19 protein-coding genes and 1 pseudogene are annotated in these 18,602 nt (G+C 68.1%); 8 read left to right on the top strand and 12 right to left on the bottom strand.

Features of this window, described 5'->3' with window-relative positions:
* Window positions 1-7 precede the first annotated feature (7 nt).
* A complete protein-coding gene (locus ACGFI6_RS28085) occupies window positions 8-2,383 on the top strand; it encodes an immune inhibitor A domain-containing protein (RefSeq protein ID WP_393123629.1) in 2,376 nt (791 codons plus the stop codon).
* A gap of 55 nt (window positions 2,384-2,438) precedes the next feature.
* Here ACGFI6_RS28085 and hflX read toward each other — a convergent pair whose 3' ends face one another.
* Window positions 2,439-3,920 (bottom strand): GTPase HflX, encoded by a 1,482-nt coding sequence (hflX, locus tag ACGFI6_RS28080; protein ID WP_393123627.1) that lies wholly within the window; start codon window positions 3,918-3,920, stop codon window positions 2,439-2,441.
* 72 nt (window positions 3,921-3,992) lie between these two features.
* On the bottom strand, window positions 3,993-4,835 hold the full coding sequence (gene dapF / locus ACGFI6_RS28075; protein WP_393123625.1) for a diaminopimelate epimerase: 843 nt from the start codon (window positions 4,833-4,835) through the stop codon (window positions 3,993-3,995).
* Window positions 4,836-4,973: 138 nt separating this feature from the next.
* On the opposite strand from dapF, the gene ACGFI6_RS28070 reads away from it, so the two are divergent.
* The gene (locus ACGFI6_RS28070) at window positions 4,974-5,252 is read left to right on the top strand and encodes a hypothetical protein (protein WP_393123623.1); all 279 of its coding nucleotides are present in this window, start codon (window positions 4,974-4,976) and stop codon (window positions 5,250-5,252) included.
* On the opposite strand, the gene ACGFI6_RS28065 is transcribed toward ACGFI6_RS28070, so the two are convergent.
* From ACGFI6_RS28065 to ACGFI6_RS28050, 4 genes are read right to left on the bottom strand one after another with little or no spacing between them, the layout of a single operon-like run.
* Window positions 5,242-6,786: an amidohydrolase family protein gene (locus ACGFI6_RS28065; RefSeq protein WP_393123621.1), complete on the bottom strand. Its 1,545-nt coding sequence runs from the start codon at window positions 6,784-6,786 to the stop codon at window positions 5,242-5,244. The genes ACGFI6_RS28070 and ACGFI6_RS28065 overlap by 11 nt on opposite strands.
* A 4-nt stretch (window positions 6,787-6,790) precedes the next feature.
* Window positions 6,791-7,921 carry an o-succinylbenzoate synthase gene (gene menC, locus ACGFI6_RS28060; protein WP_393123619.1) on the bottom strand — a complete coding sequence of 377 codons (1,131 nt, stop codon included), beginning with the start codon at window positions 7,919-7,921 and terminating at the stop codon, window positions 6,791-6,793.
* A complete protein-coding gene (locus ACGFI6_RS28055; protein WP_393123617.1) occupies window positions 7,911-8,546 on the bottom strand; it encodes a MurR/RpiR family transcriptional regulator in 636 nt (211 codons plus the stop codon). The genes menC and ACGFI6_RS28055 overlap by 11 nt, the downstream gene beginning before the upstream one ends.
* Entirely contained in the window at window positions 8,539-9,195 is a 657-nt protein-coding gene (locus ACGFI6_RS28050) for a GNAT family N-acetyltransferase (RefSeq protein ID WP_393123615.1), read from the bottom strand. Before ACGFI6_RS28050 ends, ACGFI6_RS28055 begins: the two co-directional genes overlap by 8 nt.
* 69 nt (window positions 9,196-9,264) lie before the next feature.
* Between ACGFI6_RS28050 and ACGFI6_RS28045 the strand changes: the two genes are divergently transcribed.
* Window positions 9,265-10,344 (top strand): M20/M25/M40 family metallo-hydrolase, encoded by a 1,080-nt coding sequence (locus ACGFI6_RS28045; RefSeq protein WP_393123613.1) that lies wholly within the window; start codon window positions 9,265-9,267, stop codon window positions 10,342-10,344.
* Here the strand turns inward: ACGFI6_RS28045 and ggt are convergent.
* The 4 genes from ggt to miaA form a co-directional block, all read right to left on the bottom strand.
* A complete protein-coding gene (gene ggt / locus ACGFI6_RS28040; protein ID WP_393123611.1) occupies window positions 10,331-12,139 on the bottom strand; it encodes a gamma-glutamyltransferase in 1,809 nt (602 codons plus the stop codon). The genes ACGFI6_RS28045 and ggt overlap by 14 nt on opposite strands.
* A gap of 73 nt (window positions 12,140-12,212) precedes the next feature.
* Window positions 12,213-12,908: a hypothetical protein gene (locus tag ACGFI6_RS28035; protein WP_393123609.1), complete on the bottom strand. Its 696-nt coding sequence runs from the start codon at window positions 12,906-12,908 to the stop codon at window positions 12,213-12,215.
* 8 nt (window positions 12,909-12,916) lie between these two features.
* Complete coding sequence (locus tag ACGFI6_RS28030) at window positions 12,917-13,423, bottom strand: SigE family RNA polymerase sigma factor (protein ID WP_393123607.1); 507 nt, start codon at window positions 13,421-13,423, stop codon at window positions 12,917-12,919.
* Window positions 13,407-14,396: a tRNA (adenosine(37)-N6)-dimethylallyltransferase MiaA gene (gene miaA / locus ACGFI6_RS28025; RefSeq protein ID WP_393123605.1), complete on the bottom strand. Its 990-nt coding sequence runs from the start codon at window positions 14,394-14,396 to the stop codon at window positions 13,407-13,409. Before miaA ends, ACGFI6_RS28030 begins: the two co-directional genes overlap by 17 nt.
* 123 nt (window positions 14,397-14,519) lie before the next feature.
* On the opposite strand from miaA, the gene ACGFI6_RS28020 reads away from it, so the two are divergent.
* The 4 genes from ACGFI6_RS28020 (at window position 14,520) to ACGFI6_RS28005 (ending at window position 16,698) form a co-directional block, all read left to right on the top strand.
* The gene (locus ACGFI6_RS28020) at window positions 14,520-14,783 is read left to right on the top strand and encodes a hypothetical protein (protein WP_393123603.1); all 264 of its coding nucleotides are present in this window, start codon (window positions 14,520-14,522) and stop codon (window positions 14,781-14,783) included.
* 123 nt (window positions 14,784-14,906) lie between these two features.
* Window positions 14,907-15,155: an antitoxin gene (locus ACGFI6_RS28015; protein ID WP_393123601.1), complete on the top strand. Its 249-nt coding sequence runs from the start codon at window positions 14,907-14,909 to the stop codon at window positions 15,153-15,155.
* Window positions 15,156-15,310: 155 nt separating this feature from the next.
* On the top strand, window positions 15,311-16,066 hold the full coding sequence (locus tag ACGFI6_RS28010; RefSeq protein WP_393123599.1) for an MBL fold metallo-hydrolase: 756 nt from the start codon (window positions 15,311-15,313) through the stop codon (window positions 16,064-16,066).
* A 44-nt stretch (window positions 16,067-16,110) separates the two neighbouring features.
* Window positions 16,111-16,698 carry a GNAT family N-acetyltransferase gene (locus ACGFI6_RS28005; RefSeq protein ID WP_393123597.1) on the top strand — a complete coding sequence of 196 codons (588 nt, stop codon included), beginning with the start codon at window positions 16,111-16,113 and terminating at the stop codon, window positions 16,696-16,698.
* Between the two features lie 15 nt (window positions 16,699-16,713).
* On the opposite strand, the gene ACGFI6_RS28000 is transcribed toward ACGFI6_RS28005, so the two are convergent.
* Both ACGFI6_RS28000 and ACGFI6_RS27995 read right to left on the bottom strand, forming a co-directional pair.
* Entirely contained in the window at window positions 16,714-17,538 is an 825-nt protein-coding gene (locus tag ACGFI6_RS28000) for a hypothetical protein (RefSeq protein WP_393123712.1), read from the bottom strand.
* A gap of 84 nt (window positions 17,539-17,622) precedes the next feature.
* A pseudogene (locus ACGFI6_RS27995) lies at window positions 17,623-17,763 on the bottom strand (DUF4236 domain-containing protein); the annotation flags it as partial.
* Between the two features lie 331 nt (window positions 17,764-18,094).
* Here ACGFI6_RS27995 and ACGFI6_RS27990 point away from each other — a divergent pair.
* The gene (locus tag ACGFI6_RS27990) at window positions 18,095-18,547 is read left to right on the top strand and encodes an NUDIX domain-containing protein (RefSeq protein ID WP_393123595.1); all 453 of its coding nucleotides are present in this window, start codon (window positions 18,095-18,097) and stop codon (window positions 18,545-18,547) included.
* Window positions 18,548-18,602: the final 55 nt, after the last annotated feature.

The raw sequence follows: 18,602 nt of genomic DNA, 5'->3' as shown, positions 1-18,602 counted from the left end.
GGGAATCGTGCGCAAGCTACCCGCCGGGCTGTTCAGCCTGGCCCTGGCGGCCACGACCGGGCTCGGCATCGCCGCAGCCTCGGCCGGAAACGCCGCCACACCGCCCAAGCAAGGGTCGGCGCCGATCGCCAGCGAGGCCGCGCCGGGACCGGACGAACTGTCCAGCCCGCTCGAGGACAAGCGTCGCGAGCTACGGCAGGAGGCCCTGACCAAGGTCATCAACGGGCAGGCCGCCCCCGAGCAGCGCAACGGCAGTACGGTCGTGAACCTCGGCACCAAGGCGGCCGGCGCGAAGGGCACCAAGAACGCCAAGGGCAAGGTCGACCAGTACGTCGAGCTGTCCCGCGAGAAGACCGACCGGATCTTCGTCATCCTCGCGGAGTTCGGCAACGAGCGCGATCCGAAGTACCCCGACCAGGACACCGCACCGAGCGTCCCAGGCCCGGCCCGCTTCGACGGCCCGCTGCACAACGAGATCCCGGCCCCGGACCGTTCGGTCGACAACTCGACCGTCTGGCAGGCCGACTACAGCCAGCAGCACTTCCAGGACATGTACTTCGGCAACGGCAACTCGCTGAAGAAGTACTACGAGAAGCAGTCGTCCGGCCGCTACTCGGTGTCCGGCGAGGTCACCGACTGGGTGAAGGTCAAGTACAACGAGGCCCGCTACGGCCGGTCGAACGGTTACCCGTGCACCGGCAACGTCTGCAACAACACCTGGAACCTGATCCAGGACGCCGTCAACCAGTGGGTCGCCGACCAGGAGGCCAAGGGTCGCACGAAGGCCGAGATCACCACGGACCTGAAGTCGTTCGACCAGTGGGACCGCTACGACTACGACGGTGACGGCAACTTCAACGAGCCGGACGGCTACATCGACCACTTCCAGATCGTGCACTCCGGTGGCGACCAGGCCGACGGCGACCCGTACCAGGGTGAGGACGCGATCTGGTCGCACCGCTGGTTCGCCGGCTTCCCGGGCGGCCCGGCCACCAACCCGAGCGGCGGCGCGCAGATCGGCGACACCGGCCTGTACGTCGGCGACTACACGATCCAGCCGGAGAACGGCGGCGTCAGCGTCTTCGCGCACGAGTACGGCCACGACCTCGGTCTGCCGGACGAGTACGACACCTCCGGTGCGGCCGTCGAGAACGGCGTGAACTGGTGGACGATCATGTCCCAGAGCCGCGTCGGCAAGCCGTCCGACGGCGGGATCGGCGAGCAGGCGGCCGACTTCAACGCGTGGGACAAGCTGCAGCTCGGCTGGCTGGACTACGAGATCGTGAACGGCGGCCAGAACCGTACGGTCGATCTCGGCCCGCACGAGTACAACTCGAAGAAGGCCCAGGGCCTGGTGGTGACGCTGCCGAAGAAGGCGGTCACCCACGACCTGGTGCAGCCGGCCGCCGGGACGAAGGACTGGTGGAGCGGTCAGGGCAACAACTTCACGCACACGATGAGCCGCCAGGTCGCGCTGCCGGCCGGTCAGCCCGCGAGCCTGACGTTCCAGGCGAACTGGGACATCGAGGACTGCGGTACGACGGCGTGTGACTACGCGTACGTCGACGTGAACGACGGCACCGGGTTCAAGACGATCAAGGGCAGCATCACCAACGATGCCGAGGGCAACGGGATCGACGGCACCAGCGACGGCTGGAAGCCCGCCACCTTCGACCTCTCGGCGTACGCCGGCAAGACGATCACGCTGCAGTTCCGCTACGCCACCGACCCGGCGGCCGGCGGGATGGGCTTGTTCGCCGACGACATCAAGGTCATGTCCGGCTCCACCACGGTGGTCGATTCCGGTGCGGAGACGTCGCCGGACGGCTGGACGCTGAACGGATTCAGCTCGGTCGGTTCGTCGTACACGAGCCAGCACGACAACTACTACCTGGCGTCGAACATCAACTACGTCGACCACGACAAGTACCTGCAGACCGGGCCGTACAACTTCGGCTGGGCGAGCACGCTGTCCGACAAGGTCGAGCACTTCCCGTACCAGGACGGTCTGCTGCTCTGGTACTGGGACACCTCGCAGGAGGACAACAACACCAACGAGCACCCGGGTGAGGGCCTGATCCTGCCGATCGACTCGCACCCGACGCCGATCAACCGCATCGACGGCCAGCTCTGGCGTCCGCGCGTGTCGGCGTACGACGCACCGTTCGGTCTCGAGAAGGCGGACTCGTTCACCCTGCACGTGAACGGTCAGGCCAGCTACATCCGCGGCCAGAAGGCCGTCCCGACCTTCAACGACAGCAAGTCGTACTGGTCGGCGGACCAGCCGACGAGCAGCGTCAAGGTCCCGAACAACGGCATCAACATCAAGGTCCTGTCCAAGACCGGCACCTCGATGAAGGTCCAGGTCACCAAGCGCAAGTGATGTAACGACAACAGCCCCCGAGGTCCGCGAGGACTTCGGGGGCTGTTGCTTTGGATCAGGCGGTTGCGTACGGGGTGAGCTCGCCGGCCAGGGCCGGGTGGACTCGGGCGGTGATGTGGGTGCCGTCGGCGGTGTGTTCGAGTTGTTCGACGGCGCCTTCGGAGTGCATGCGGGAGACCAGGTCGCCGCGCTCGTACGGGAGCAGGACCTCGACCTCGAGGTGCGGCTGCGGGAGCGCGCCCTCGATCAGCTCGCGGAGCTTGTCGAGGCCCTCGCCGGTGCGGGCCGACACGACGATCGCGTGCGGTTCGCGGTGCAGGACCGGGGCCAGCGCGAGTGGGTCGGCGGCGTCGGCCTTGTTGATCACCACGATCTCCGGTACGTCGGTCGCGTCGATCTCGGCCAGCACCTCCCGAACGGCCTGGATCTGCGCGATCGGGTCCGGGTGTGAACCGTCCACCACGTGCAGCAGCAGGTCCGCGTCCGCGACCTCCTCCAGCGTCGACCGGAACGCCTCGACGATGTCGTGCGGCAGGTGCCGGACGAACCCGACGGTGTCGGTCAGCGTGAAGACCCGGCCGTCGGACGACGTCGTACGACGCGTGGTCGGATCCAGGGTCGCGAACAGGGCGTCCTCGACGAGCACGCCGGCGCCGGTGATCTGGTTCAGCAGGGAGGACTTGCCGGCGTTGGTGTATCCGGCGATCGCGACCGACGGGACCAGGTGCCGGCGACGCTCCTGACGCATCGTCGAGCGGGTGCTCTTCATGTCCTTGAGCGTCCGGCGGAGCTTCGCGATCTTGGTGTTGATCCGGCGCCGGTCGGTCTCGATCTTCGTCTCACCGGGACCACGGCCACCGATACCGCCACCGGCCGCACCGACCCGGCCACCGGCCTGGCGGGACAGGTTGCCACCCCAACCACGCAGTCGCTGCTTCATGTACTGCAGCTGGGCGAGCTCGACCTGAGCCTTGCCTTCCTTGCTCTTCGCGTGCTGCGCGAAGATGTCCAGGATCAGCGCGGTCCGGTCGACGACCTTGACCTTGAGCTTGTCCTCCAGGTTGCGCAGCTGCGCAGGGGCCAGCTCGCCGTCGGCGATCACCGTGTCCGCGCCCAGGGCCGCGACCAGGTTGCGCAGGTCGGCCACCTTGCCGGAACCGATGAAGGTCGCCGGGTCCGGCTTCTTGCGCCGCTGGATCACGCCGTCCAGAACCTCGGAGCCGGCGGTCTCGGCGAGCAGCTTCAGCTCGGCCAGCGAGTTGTCCGCGTCCTCGGCGCTGCCCTCGGTCCAGACGCCGACCAGCAGCACCCGCTCGAGCAGCAGCTTGCGGTACTCGACCTCGCTGATGTCGGTCAGCTCGGTCGACATGCCGACGACGCGGCGCAGAGCCTGGCGTTCCTCGAGCTCGAGGCCCTCGGTGCTCAGCTCGTGATCGTGTTCGTCGTGACCCGTCAACGAATCGCCTGAGTCCTCGCCCTCAAGGAGGTCAAGTTCGACGTCGGTGGTCTCGTCGTAAGACTGTGAATGGGTCGTCATATGCCTTCCATGGTGGCACGGGCCTCAAATACAAGCGACCCGTTTACCAGGAGTCAACGCCCCACGCAGGATTCAGATTCCCAGCCACGCACGGTCGAACTCACCGCGCGCGTGCAGCACGGCCGGACCGGTGAGCTCCAGGTGGTTGTCCGCACGCCACGTGACGCTCACTTCACCGCCCGGTACGCCGACGCGGTACGTCACCGGCAACTCGTCGCGGGCCGCCCGCGCGGCCGCGACCGTGACGGCGCAGGTCCCCGTCCCACAGGACCGGGTCTCCCCCGATCCGCGCTCGTGCACCCGCATCTGGACGTCGTGCGCGTCCCGCCGTACGACGAACTCGATGTTGACGCCCTGCGGGAAGGCGGCCGTCGGCGTCCAGGACGGCTGGTCGCACAGGTTGCCCGGCTCGTCGAGGCTGTCGACGAACGCGACCGCATGCGGGTTGCCCATGTCGACTTGCACCGCCGGCCACTGGTGACCGTTGGCCTCGACCACGATCCCGGCCGCATCGGGAAGCCGCGGCGCACCCATGTCGACGGTGAGCGTGCCGTCGTCGTTCTGCGCGACCTCCTTGATGCCGGCGCGGGTGCCGATCCGGACCGGCTTGCCGTCGATCAGTCCCGCCTCGGCGAGGTACTTCACGAACACGCGGACACCGTTCCCGCACATCTCGGCGATCGAGCCGTCCGCGTTCCGGTAGTCCATGAACCAGTCGCCGCCGTCCTCGACGTACGTCTGCTTGTCGCCCTGGATCACCCGCAGCACACCGTCGGCGCCGAGCCCCGCGTGCCGGTCGCAGAGGAACCGCACCAGCGCCGCATCCAGCTCGCCGTGCACGGAACCGTCCGGGTCGGGCAGCACCACGAAATCGTTCTCCGTGCCATGCCCCTTCAACCAGGGAAACCTACTCATGCAGCCAAGGGTACGAGGCGGACCTCCACCACTCGGCAACCGGCGGCCGCGGGGCAGTTGCACGCTCGGCCGTCGACCGGCAGCACGCGGCCGGCGGGGTTGGTGAGTGTTGCAGGTTCGGGGACGTACGGTTTGGGCATGATCGCGTGCTTCTGGGAGCGGGAGGATGCTGCTGCGGTCGCCGAGCGACTGGGTGGGGTGGTGCGGCGCGGGCGGTTCCACGGGGAGGACGACGACGAGGATCATCCGTGGGTCGTCACGCTGACCGAGGTGGATCGCGGCGCGCTCGACGAGTTGCTGGACGAGTACGACGGGTGGCTGGAGGTCGACGACGGCGCAGGCGAGGCCGGTGCGACCGGGGCGGCGATTGCGGATCCGCCGGCGTTGCCTAGTGAGCCGCGGCGTTTCAAGCGATGATGCGGCCGGGCCGGCGGCCGGTGGGGGTGCCGTTGGTCAGGGCCGGTTCGCCGGCGACCAGGACGTGCTCGACGCCGATGGAGAGTTGCCAGGGATCGTCGTACGTCGACTTGTCCGCGACTCGTGCTGGATCCAGGACGACGAGGTCCGCGATCGCACCGGGGCGGAGGACGCCGCGGTCGGTGAGGCCGAGGCGGGATGCTGGCAGGGCTGTCATCCGGCGGATCGCTTCGCTGAGGGTCATGACGCCGCGGTCGCGGGCGTAGTGGCCGAGTACCCGCGGGAACGTTCCGAAGTTGCGCGGGTGTGGGTGGCCCGGGCCGGTGGCGTCCATGATCCAGCCGTCGCTGGCGATCGCCGTCCGCGGATGTTCGAGGACTGTGGTGACGTCCTCCTCGCTCATGGCGTGGTTGACGACGCTGACCGCCGCCTGGTGGGACTCGAGGATGCGGAGCACGATCTCGGCGGCGTCCACCCCGTCGCGGCGGGCGATCTCCGCGAGGCTGAGCCCGCGACAGTCCTCGTACCGGCCGGGTGGCAGCGAGGCGATCACAACCGTCTCAGGTGAGAGCAGTCCGTCAGCACGTAGCGCATCCGCAATCCGCCCCCGCTCCGCCGAGTCAGCAAGCCGCTCCAGTAGCACCCCGCCTGCGAGGGCCCAGGTGGGGAGGCGGGTGGTGAGGGTGGTGCTGGTGGCGGTGTAGGGGTAGGCGTCCCAGCCGAGGTCGACGTCGTGCACTGCGTCGAGGTGTTCGAGGGCACGGTGGACGAGTCCGTAGTTGGAGGTGCCAACGGCTTTCAGGTGCGAGATCTCGAGCCGGGCGCCACCGGCTCGCGCTGCGGCGATCGCCTCGTCCAGCGCGGCGAGGAGCCCGGCGCCTTCGTTGCGGATGTGGGTCGAGTAGAGCAGACCGCACTCCGCGGCGGTCGCAACAAGAGCGGCGACCTCCTCGGGCGACGCGTAGGCACCAGGTGCGTAGATCAACCCGGTGGAGAAGCCGACCGCGCCCTGATCTGCGGCCTGGCAGAGCAGGTCCTGCATCGTGCGCAGCTCCGTGGGCGACGGAGGTCGCTGGGCGCTACCCATTGCGGCGATCCGGAGCGTGCAGTGGCCGACCTGCAGCGCCAGGTTCACCGCCGGTTCCAACGTTGCAGCGAAACCGGCCAGCTCGGTCCAGGACCAGTCGTGCTTCGGGTCGAGGAACGCCGTACCGGCCCGTAGGGTCTCGAGATCGCCGACCGGGAACGGTGACCACCCGCAGTTCCCCGCGACCAGCGTCGTGACACCCTGCGCGAGCTGCGACTCGGCCGCCGGACTCGAGCCGAGACTGAAATCCGCATGTGAGTGCAGATCGACGAATCCCGGTGCCACAATGTTGCCTGTGGCATCGATTACCTCGCCCTCCGGCACCGGATGGGCCGGCGGCAGCACCGCACTGATGCGGTCGCCGTCGACCAGGACGGTCCCTGGCCGCGGTTCGCTGCCGGTGCCGGTGCCGTCGACGACCAGTCCTCCGGTCAGGACGATGCGCACGGAATCACTCCTGTTCTGGACCGAGGGTGAGCTCGGCGACGGTGTTCGCGGCGATCAGCTCCCGGTTCACGGCATGCCCGAGCCCGGCGGCCTGTGGGACCTGGACGACGCCCTGGACGGCGGTCACGGCGGGTTCGACGACGTCCCGGGCGTAGTACTTCTCCGAGGCGGACACATCCGATGGGAGGGTGAAGCCGGGGAGGCTGGAGAGGGCGACGTTCGCGAGCCGTCCGATGCCGAACTCGTGCATCCCGCCGCACCAGACCGCGACACCGGCGTCCCGCGCTCGATCGTGTGCCGCCCGGGCCGCGGTCAGGCCACCCATCCGTGACACCTTGATGTTGAGGATCTGCAGCGCTTCTAGCCGCAGTGCAGTCTCCAGATCGGCGACAGTCTCGATGCTCTCGTCGAGGCAGACCGCGGTGCTGATCCGGCGCTGCAACTCGGCATGCGTGAGCAGATCCCGCGGCGCGAACGGCTGCTCGATCATCGTCAGACCGTACTCGTCGAGCCTCTGCAGGTGCGTCAGGTCGTCGGACGTGTAGATCCCGTTCGCATCCACGTGCAGATCCAGTTCCGGGTACGCGGTACGCACCGCCCGCACCGGCTCAACGTCCCAGCCCGAAGCGATCTTCAGCTTCACCCTCGGGTATCCGGCGTCGACCTGATGCTGCACCTGCACCAAAAGGTCGTCGATTGTCGGCTCGATGCCCAGCGAGACGCCCGCGACCACCTCGGTCCGCGTGCCGCCCAGAACTGTTGCCAGGGGCAGCTGTTGAATCTCGGCCCAGAGAACCCAGGCGGCAGTGTCCGCGCCCGCCTTGGCGAAGTTGTTGCCACGAACCTTCGACCACCGAGCCGCGAGCTGATCCGGATGCGTCCACGGCTGGTCGAGTACGGCGGGCAGGAGGTACTTGGACGCGATGTGCCAGCAGGTCTCCACGGTCTCCGGCGCGTAGTACGGATCCGAGGACGAGGCGATCTCGCCCCAGCCGACCGCACCCGAGGCGTCCTCCAACTCGACCAGGATGTGGTCGAGGAACGCCTTGCGGTGCGAGCTGGTCTGGAATGCGTGCACGAGTGGCATCCGCACCCGGTGCAGCCGCGCCGCGACCACCTTGAGCTCAGTTGACATACAGCCCCAGCTCCGTGTTCAGCCGGTCCCGCTCGACCAGCCGCCGGCGGGCGCCCTTCGCGCTCGCGGTGGTCAGCGTCGCGAGGACGTGCAGCACCGACGCGACAACGGTCGGCGAGTCGACGTACGACGCGCTCCCGGTCGCCACGTAGATGGCCTGATCGGCGATCTTCGCCAGCGGCGCGTCCTCGAAGTCGGTGATCGCGACGAGTTCACCTCCGGCGTCGACGAAGCGCTGCGCGATGTCGACGGTGTCGCGCCGGTACCGCCGGAACGAGAACGCCACCATCAGATCGTTCGACCGGACGTCGGCGAGGACGTCGACGCCGCGCACCACGGTGCCGTCGACGAGCGTCACCTGCGACAGGCCGACGCCGAGATCGAACGCCAGCAGGGATGCGTACGAGTACGACTTCGCCGAGCCGATGATGAAGCGCCGGCGGGCCGCGACGATCCGTGCGGCGGCCTGCGCGATCGACTCGTCGGTGAGGATCTGGTCCAGGGCCTCGTCGATCGAGGCCCGTTCCTGCTCGACGACGCGGCGCTGCAGCAGCGTCGACGAGCGGCGTTGCAGCCTGGCGTCGTACCGCTCCTGAGGGCTGGTGAGCTCGCGGTTGTCACGCATCGTCGGCCGACCCGAACAGGTAGAGGCCGGCCCCGTCCGGAAGCCGGCGGCAGGAGACGGCAACGAGCCCCTTGCCCAGCAGCTCCTCGAACGAACGGCGAAGGTCGGTCGTTGGTACGGCCAACTCAGCCACCGGAGCCGCAGGCACCGGATGTTCGCGGGTCAGGTCCCACTCGACCACGACGCGGTCGGTGCCGGGACCGTACAGATCCGGCGCGAACCAGCGGCCGCGGGCGCCGAGGACGTCCAGGTTGAAGTGCGCGTTGCGGATCTGCGCCGGATCGTACGTCCAGCGCATCCGCGACATACCGTGGCTGAGGGCAACTTCCTTCTGGGCGTGCTTGAGCATCCGGCCGAGGCCGCGGCCCTGCTGGTCGGCGGCCACGACGGCGGACTGCGAGTAGTGGTAGAAGCCGCGCCGGTCGGTCCCGCAGAAGCCGTAGGCGAACGCGACCAGCCGATCGCTCTCGTCGAGAATGCCGACCACCGAGCCACCGTTGCTCGCCAGCGCCCCGAGCAGCCGCGGGTTCAGCCCGTAGGCCGGGTCGAGGTAGCCGAACACCTCGCGGTACAGCGCCGACGCCTCGGCGAACCTCGACGCCGTGGTGAGCGAGACCGCCCGGAAGCTCACCTCAGAGATACGATTCATATCCTGATCGTATCCCCGCTCAGCAGAACTCGGTCAACCGTGGGCCGGATGATGATACGTTGACTATCTATGATGATCGAGCGACTCCGGGAGTACGTCGGCGCGGAGACCCCGACCGGCGACGCGGCGGCACTGAATGCCTTCGCCGACCGTTTGGCAGCCCGCTACACCGAGCTGGGCGCGAGCGTCCGCCGGGTGCCGATGCCGACCGGCGACCATCTGGTCGCGGACTTCCCGGGCCGCGCGGAGGCCCCACTGCTCTTCCTCGCGCATCACGACACGGTCTGGCCGATCGGGCAGCTCGACGGCGCGATGCCTTGGCGTGCAGCGGACGGGATCATCCACGGTCCGGGTGTCTTCGACATGAAAGGCGGCCTGGTCGTCCTGGAGACCGCTCTCGAGCAGGTCGCGGGCCGCGATCACCGGCCGCTCCGCATCATCGTGGTCGCGGACGAGGAGGTCGGATCGCCCTCGGCGCGCGACCTGGTGACCGCCGAGGCAAAGGGCGTGTACGCCGCCTTCGGGTTCGAGCCGCCGCATCCGAACGGCGACCTCAAGACCTCCCGCTGGGGCAGTACGCGGGTCCGCGTCGAGGTCACCGGCCGCGAGGCGCATGCCGCTCTCGATCCGGACAGCGGCGTCTCGGCGATCGACGAGCTCGTCGACCAGCTGATCGCCGTACGGAAGATCGTCGCTGAACACGACAATGTGCTGTGCAACGTCGGCACGGTCACGGGCGGCGGGCGCACCAACGTCGTACCGGGATCGGCGGCCGCCGACATCGGGTTCCGGTTCGTGGACCCTGCGACCGAAGAGTCCGTGCTTGCTGCCGTGAAGGCACTGCAGCCAGTGCGGGACGCCCGATTGAGTGTGCAGGTGTTGTCGAACCGGCCGGCCTGGCAGCCATCGGCGGCGACCGAGGCACTGCTGGCGAAGGTCGCCGCGGCCGGGCGTTCCGTGGGTCAGCAGGTCGGTGGCGCGGCCGCATCCGGCGCGGCCGACACCAACCTCACCGGATGGTTGGGCATCCCAACGCTGGACGGCCTGGGGCCGGTGGGCAAGGGCGCCCATGCCGTCCATGAGCAGGTGATCGCGGCGACCCTGACCGAACGCGCGGACCTGGTCGCCGCCATCATCACTTCCCTCTGACGACTCCCGCCGCTCCCCCACCACGTCGCTGCGGCTCGGCGGCGGCAAGGATCGCACCACCTGGCAGGAACTCGAGCGCCGCGACCGCACCGATCTCCGCGGCAGAGGTCCCCGGCGCACCGGCCGGCGTGAACGTGTGCCCGTACGGTGCGAGTGCCGCGCCGTACCGATCGATGAACGACTGCTCGGCCGTCACCGACGCGGTGTTGCGCTGCGACGCCCGTGGCGCCGCGATCGCCTGCGGCAGCGTCATCCGCCGGTCCAGCCGGTTCGTCAGCGTCTGCAGGACTGTCGTGATGATCGTCGAACCACCCGGCGAACCGATCGCCATGTACGGCTTGCCGCCGCGCAGCACGATCGTCGGCGACATCGACGACCGCGGCCGCTTCCCGGCCTCGACGATGTTCGGGTCCTTCGGATCCGGGACGGCGGAGAAGTCGGTCAGCTCGTTGTTCAGCAGGAAGCCGCGTCCCGGCACGGTGATGCCGCTGCCGCCGGTCTGCTCGATGGTCAGCGTGTACGACACCACGTTGCCCCACTTGTCCGCCGCAACGAGGTGCGTCGTCGACAGGCCCTCGGTGTCCGGGCGCTGCTCGACAGCACTCCCCTTGCCGCACCGTGAGTACCTGCCGTCCGGCGAGCCCGCCGGGACCGGCTTGGTCGCCGCGTGCTGCGGATCGATCAGGCAGGAGCGTTCCGCCCCGAATCCCCTCGACAGCAGTTCCTTCAGCGGTACGTCGACGTACGCCGTGTCGCCGACGTACGCACCGCGATCGGCGAACGCCAACGCGGACGCCTCGAGGTAGGTGTGCAGGGCCTGCGTGGTCGACTGCTGCCGCAGGTGCTGCGGTTGCACGATGTTCAGCGCCTCTCCGACCGTGCTGCCGCCGGACGACGACGGCGGCATCCCGTACACGTCGAGCCCGTCGTACCGGACCTTGGTCGGCGTGCGGTCGATCGCCTTGTACGACGCCAGATCGCCCGTCCGCAGGTAGCCGGGGAAGAACGGCAGCGTCGCGCCCGGGGTCTTCGGCGGGTTCTTCGCGACGGCGGCCATCTCGCCCGCGAGCAGTCCGCGGTAGAACACCGACGAACCCTGCTTGCCGATCAGCTTGTACGTCGCGGCCAGCTCGGGGTTCTTGAACAGGGCGCCGACCTGCGGCGCGTCACCGTTCGGGAGGAACAGCTTCGCGGTCGGTACGACCTGCGAGAAACGGTCCTTGTTCTCCAGGGTCTGCAGGTGGAACGTCGGGTCGACCACGAAACCGTGCTCGGCCAGGTCGGCAGCCGGCTTCAGTGCCTTGCCGAGCGACAGCGATCCCCACTGCTTCAGGGCGCTGTCCCAGGTGGCAAGCGTTCCCGGTACACCGATGGACACACCGGACGTCACCAGCTGCGCGAACGGGTACGGCTGGTTGGTCGCCGGATCCATGAACGCGTCGGACGGCATCGTCGCCGGTGCGGTCTCGCGGCCGTCGATCGTCAACACCTTGTGGTGCTTGGCGTTGTAGTACACGAAGTACCCACCACCGCCGAGGCCGGCCGAGTACGGCTCTGTGACACCGAGCGCTGCGGCCGTGGCGACTGCGGCGTCGACGGCGTTACCACCGCGGCGCAGGACGTCGAGACCGATGTTCGTGGCGTCCGGGTCGACGGACGACACCGCGCCGCCGTACCCGATCGCGGTGGGCTGCCGGGTAGGTGCTTGCGTCTGTTTCGCGGTGGCTGTTGCGGTTGCGGTGAATGCGGTGAGGACGAGGGTTCCTGCGGACAGGGAGGCGATCAGCTTCTTCACGAATTCCCCCACACGAGCTCGGCGGGACAGGGACAAGCCCTTGCCTATCTCAAGTGCGGTTCGTACGCCAGTCCTAACTGACAGTGCAAGAACCCATGAAGCGGCGCAGTACGTCGTCCGGCCACTCCACCGTGCCGGTCGGGAGCTCCACGAGCAGCCACTGGTCGGCGACCTTCACCTGACCGGTCAGCCGGCCGCTGACCGTACCGATGTGGAAGGTCTTGCCGTTCGCCGCAGTGACGCGCGGGTGCGTCAGGGTGCGCGCCTTCGGGGTCGCCTGCAGCACCACCTTCGCGGCGGAGTCCGCGGTCCGCATCTCCACCTTGGACAGCACGACGTGATCGGCCGCGATCGGCGCCTCCGCCGACCAGCCCTTCGGCGCGAGGCCGCAGCTGATCGTGCTCCACGGCTGCTTGTTGGCGACCAGCTCCACGACCGGGGCGCCGAACATCGAGATCGTCTGCTTGGAGGTCGGTTTCGCCGGCGGTGCCGACGACGGAGCCGCCGCCGAGGCAGAGGCCGCGGTCCCCGGCTCGACGGAGCCACCGGCCACCTCGCTGCCGCTCCCCCACCACTTCACCTGGTTGCCGATCGCGAGCACCAGAGCCGACGCGGCCGCGACGCACAGCACCCCGGTGACCCGGCGCCGGCGCTTGACCCTGCGCAGCGCGCGGCGGCCGCGGGTGACGTCCGCGTCGATGTCCGCGTCCGGCAGCCCAACGGCGGCCTGGTCCGCGAACCCCTCCAACAACCTCTTGACCTCGTCCATCGGCGGTCTCAGCTACTCCCCGTCTCTTCCGTCATCAGTTCCTTGAGGCGCTTGAGCGCCTTGGCCGTCTGGCTCTTCACCGTGCCCTCGGTGCACTCCATGATCCGTGCGCAGGTCGCGACGTCGAGGTCCTGGAAGTACCGCAGCACCAGCACCGCCCGCTGCCGCGGCGCGAGGTCCAGCAACGCGTCCCGGATCGCCAGCGTGTCGGCCTGGTCCGGTACGTCGGTCAGCCGCGGCTCGACCGCGTCGGCGGTCACCACCTCCGGGTGCCGACCCGCACGGCGGCGTTCGTCGAGGAAGGCGTTGACCAGGATGCGGTGCGCATACGGCCCGGCGCCTTCGTGCTTGATCCGGTGCCAGTGCACGTAGACGCGCGTGCAGGCGGTCTGGACCAGATCCTCGGCGGTGTGCACATCCCCCGCGGTGAGCAGCAACGCCGTACGCATCAGCCGCGTGCGGTCCGCGAGCAGGTACTCACGGAACTCGGCCTCACGGTCACCCCCTCGCATCATCGGCCCCTCGGCCTGTTGTCACCTCAACTACGCCGGGGGCGCCCGCGCGGTTGCCTTCGGCCATCACGGTTTCGAGCACGTCGAGTGCCAACTCCTGCAGATCGGGGGCGTTGTACGGGAGCCAGGTGATACGCGGGTCCTTGCGGAACCAGGAGTCCTGCCGACGCGCGAACCGGCGCGTGGCCTGGGCGGTCCGCTCCCGGGCCTGCGCTTCGTCGAGCTCACCGTTCAGCAACGCGATCACCTGCGAGTACCCGAGTGCCCTGTTGGCAGTTCTCCCCTCAATCAAACCCTTGTTCAGCAGTCCTCGCACCTCGGCGACGAATCCCGCGTCGAACATCCGGTCCACCCGGCGGTCGATCCGCTCGTCGAGAACCGGCCGCGGGACGTCGAGACCGAGCTGGATCGCGCCCTCGTACACGTAGTGGTGCTCCGGCAGCGTCGCGACGTACGGGCCGCCGGTGATCTCGATGACCTCGAGCGCCCGGACGATCCGCCGGCCGTTGCTGGGCAGGATCTGTTCGGCGGCCTTCGGGTCCTTCGCCGCCAGCTCCTCGTGCAAGGTCCCGGAGCCTTTTGCCTCGAGCTCGGTCTCCAGCCGTGCGCGGACCTCCGGGTCGGTGCCGGGGAAGACGAAGTCGTCGAGGATCGCGCGGACGTACAGCGCGGAACCGCCGGCCAGGACCGGGACCTTCTGCCTTTTCAGGCAGTCGTCGATCGCGGCCCGGGCCAGGGTCTGGAACTCGGCGACCGTCGCGGTCTCGGTGACGTCCAGGATGTCGAGCAGATGGTGCGGTACGCCGTGCTGCTCCGCCGCGGTGATCTTCGCCGTACCGACGTCCATGCCGCGATACACCTGCATGGCGTCCGCGTTCACCACCTCGCCGTCCAGGTGCTCGGACAGGGCGACGGCGAGATCGGACTTCCCGGCCGCGGTGGGACCGACGACCGCGACGACGAGTGGAGCAGGCATCGCTCCAGTCTGGCAGTGCGCCCTGAAGAGTTTGCCAAGAGGTACTGACCGGCCTTGTGGATGACCCGGAATGTTCGGTAGTACTCCTGGGGAGTTCGGAACATTTCTACGGGAGGAAACGAAGTGACGAATCCGTTCGATGAAGAGTCGGCGAAGGACGCCGCGGGGGAAGCTGCCGAAGACCTGACCGCAGCCAAGCGCAGCGGCGGCGACGTCGAGGCACGCAGTGGTGGTGACGTCGAGTCCCGCAAGAGCGGCGGCGACGTCGAGTTCAGCGCGGACGACGTCGAGCCGGGCGACGGCACCGACTCCGGTGGCGACGTGGAGTCCGGTGGGGACGTCGAATCCGGCGGCGCCACGACCGACAGCGGTGGCGACGTAGAGTAAGACGCGTCCGGCATCGATTTGGGTACGGCGCTCGCGGAGATCCCACAGTTGAGGCGTTGCAGGTGCGAAGATCGCCGCTAGCTGTCTGTAAGCACTCAACTACGCAGGAATGGGAGCCCCGAAATGGGCATCTTCGACAAGTTCAAGGGCAAGGCCGAGGACCTGAAGGACAAGGCCGCGGACCTGGTCGACGGTCACGGCGACAAGGTCGGTGAAGGTCTGGACAAGGCCGGTGACTTCGTCGACGAGAAGACGGGCGGCAAGTACGGCGACAAGATCGACGGCGGTGTCGAGAAGGCCAAGGACGGGTTGGACAACCTGGACGGCCAGAACGACGACATCCCGGACAACAACCCGAACCAGTCCGCCTGAAGTACCCACCGAAGGGCCGCAAGCATCGCGCTTGCGGCCCTTCGGCCTGCCCGGGCTCGCGTGCCTCGATCGCGCGGTCCTCGTCCGCGGATTTCCAGACCGCGCTGATCACCTGCACCGGAGCCTGACGTGTACGTCGGTTCTAAGATCCAGGGATGCGTGACGGATCTCTTCAGCTCACGGTGCTTGGGTGCGCGACGCCGTACCCGGCTCTTGACAACCCGTGCTCCGGTTACCTCGTGGCGGCGGGCGGTACGCGGATCTGGATGGATGCTGGGAGCGGGACCCTCGGTTCGCTGCAACGGCACGTGGGGCTGGACGAGCTCGACGCGATCTGGATCTCGCATCTGCACGCGGATCATTGCGCCGATCTGCTGACCGCGTACTACGGCGCGCTGTACGCCGACATCTCGTTGCGCGCACCGATTCCGCTCTACGGCCCACCGGGTATCGCGGACCGGCTCGCGGGCTTTCTCACCAACGGTCCGACTCGCAGTCCGATCGAGTCGGCGTTCGAGATCATCGAGCTGTGCGACGGACATGCGACAGCCGTCGGCGCGGTCCGGCTCACCACCCGCGCCGTCGAGCACGGGATGCCCGCGTATGCGGTACGCATCGAGGCCGGCGACCGTTCGCTCGCATATTCCGGCGACACCACGCCGTGCGACAACCTGACCACACTGGCGGCCGACTGCGACGTACTGCTCTGCGAGGCCGACTCCCAAACCGAGGACCCCGCGCACCACACGCCCGAACAAGCCGGCGACACCGCACGGTCAGCGGCGGCGAGCCGCCTGATCGTGACCCATGTCGGCCGGTCGCTCACCCCATCACAGGCAGCGGCGCGGGCCGCTGAACGTTTCTCCGGGCCGACCGAGTACGCCTCCCCCGGTACGACGTACCTCATCTGACGTTCCGGACGGGGATCGTCCGGAAGCCGTCGTACGCTCGGCTCATGGCCAAGACGAAGGTGACGGTCGAACAGTTGACGGTACGGGCGTTGACGCCCGAGACCTGGGATGCGTTCGCTGCGCTCGCGGAGCGGCACAACGGCGTGTGGGGCGGGTGCTGGTGCACCTTCTTCCAGACGATGCACGACGAGAAGACGTTCGAGGCCACGAGCAATCGGGACCTCAAACACCGCCTCGTCCAGGAGGGGCGCGCCCATGCCGCGCTGGTGTTCGACGGGGAACTCGCGGTCGGGTGGCTCGAGTACGGCACACCGACCGAACTGCCGAACATCAACCACCGCAAGGAGTACGAGGCCGGCCTGGATCGTCTCCCCGACTACCGCATGACCTGCTTCTTCACCGACCGCAACTACCGCCGCCAGGGCGTCTCCGCGGTAGCCCTCCGCGGCGCCCTCGACCTGATCGCCCAATCGGGCGGCGGCCTGGTCGAGGCGTACCCCCAAGACACCGCCGGCAAGAAGATCACCGCCTCTTTCCTCTACAACGGCACCCGCTCCCTCTTCGAACAAGCCGGCTTCACCCACCAACGCCCCAAAGGCAAAAACCACTGCGTCATGACAAAAACTGTCTAGCCGAACCGCTCGAGCTCACTCGCCGAGGCTAGGCACTGCGGCGAGCGCTTGTGCGATGGCGGGCGCGGCCTCGGCCCGCGAGATCTGCAGGCGCCAATCCAAGCCCTCGGGACTGGTGAAATCGACGCTGCCGTACAGCATGATCGGCAGGACGGGATTGTTCGAGTACCGCCGGTCGGGGCCGCCCTTGACGTTGACGTACTGCCAGGTTTGATCGACCTGTTGAGCATCCCGCGGCACTCGTGCGGGCGACTCGATGAATCGCTGCCGGTACCCGTTCGCGCGGAGGTGACGGTAGCTCACGTCGCTGTACCGCTTCTGGTCACAGATCAGGACGCGGTCCGGGAGAAAGTACAGACTGGACTTGCCGGATGTCACTGACGGAACCGCGATGTTGGTCGCGAGGTGGCGCGGTCCCTTCAGACCTGCGTTCGCCGACAAGCGGTTGACGAGATTGCTCGCACCGGCATTCGTCTTGTGCTGGTAGGTGGTCTGAACGCGGCCGTTCTGAACTTCTCGCCACAGCTGCTTCGACTGCGTGAGCCACGGCCACACGCCGACGAGGGAATCGAACCAGGCGGCGGGGCTGCCATCGACGTCATAAAACAGGATGACGGTGCGCCGCGCTCTGTCGCGAAGGAAGAGCCACCAGCACACCGGGACCGCAAGTATCCAGATCACAAGCCCGAACGGCATCATGAACAACCCCAGAACCCCAGCAGCGATCGCCGTCGGCCAGCCCCAGCCACGGCGTACGGCAGCTGCGTTCAACTGCTGAACGATGTCTCCGCCGCCGGTCGGCTCGAGCGCCATGGAGGTGACGCCGGTAACGTCGTCCATCTCTACTCGAGCGGGCGGCGAGACCGGCGGCACACCACCACGAGTCTTCGTCGGCGGCGTCAGCGTCGCGCGGTAAGTCACACCCGCGCCGCCGACGCGCACAAAGTTGCCGCGCGGCCCAGCTCCTACTCGGAAGCCGGGCACACCCGCGCTGACGCCGAGTCCAGACGTGCCCAGGGAGAACCTGAACGGTCCAGCTTTGACAGAGCTACGAACGTAGAACATCCAACCCCCAAAAGACCCAATGGCCGCCGGGCTGCCTGATGAAGACGGAGCCACGCAGCACCCACCCAACGGAGCAACGACCAACCGTTTCTGATACCTCAGTCAGCCGAGACATCACGAGGGTCGTTCAGCACGCCCCTCGACGGACCCCTCCAACATCAGACGATCGTCCGCCGAGTCGTGGCGGATGGTTCTGGGCCGGTTCGTCGAGTCGTGGATGTTGGCTGGGTTTGGAGCAGGTTTCTGAGCCAAGATCCACGACTCGGCGAAACCGGGGCGTCGGGGCAGGGCAGGCGCGAGGGTTTGGGGCTGGGGTGGTTAGGGTCGTGGGATGGATCGGTTTCGGGTGGTGCCGGCGGCTTATGTGATTGTTCGGCGTGGGGATGAGGTGTTGTTGTTGCTGCGGGCCAACACCGGGTACATGGATGGGTTCTGGGCGGTACCGGCGGGGCATGTGGAGAGTGGGGAGTCGGCGGTTGCGGCGGCGTTGCGGGAGTTGAAGGAGGAGGTCGGGCTGGAGGTCGAGCCGGCGGATCTCGTGCCGGTGACCGCGATGCATCGGACGGGTGGGAACGGCGATCCGATCGACGAACGGGTGGACTTCTTCTTCACCACGTCGCGGTGGACCGGTGAGCCGAGCATCATGGAGCCGGAGAAGGCGGCCGGGCTTGATTGGTACCCGCTCGACAAGCTTCCGGAGCCGCTGGTGCCGCACGAGGCGCGCGTGCTGGCCTCGCTGACATCCGAAGCGCTTCCCGCGGTGATCGTCCAGGGTTTCGCCTGAGTTCACCGGCGGGCCGTGCGCCACGCTCTACTGTGCCGACGTTGTCAACGACCTT

Origin of the sequence: Kribbella sp. NPDC048928 (genome assembly GCF_043197975.1) — a bacterium.
Taxonomy (GTDB): domain Bacteria; phylum Actinomycetota; class Actinomycetes; order Propionibacteriales; family Kribbellaceae; genus Kribbella.
The sequence above is the reverse complement of the archived record's forward strand: the minus strand, read 5'-3'. Positions and strand labels throughout refer to the sequence as shown.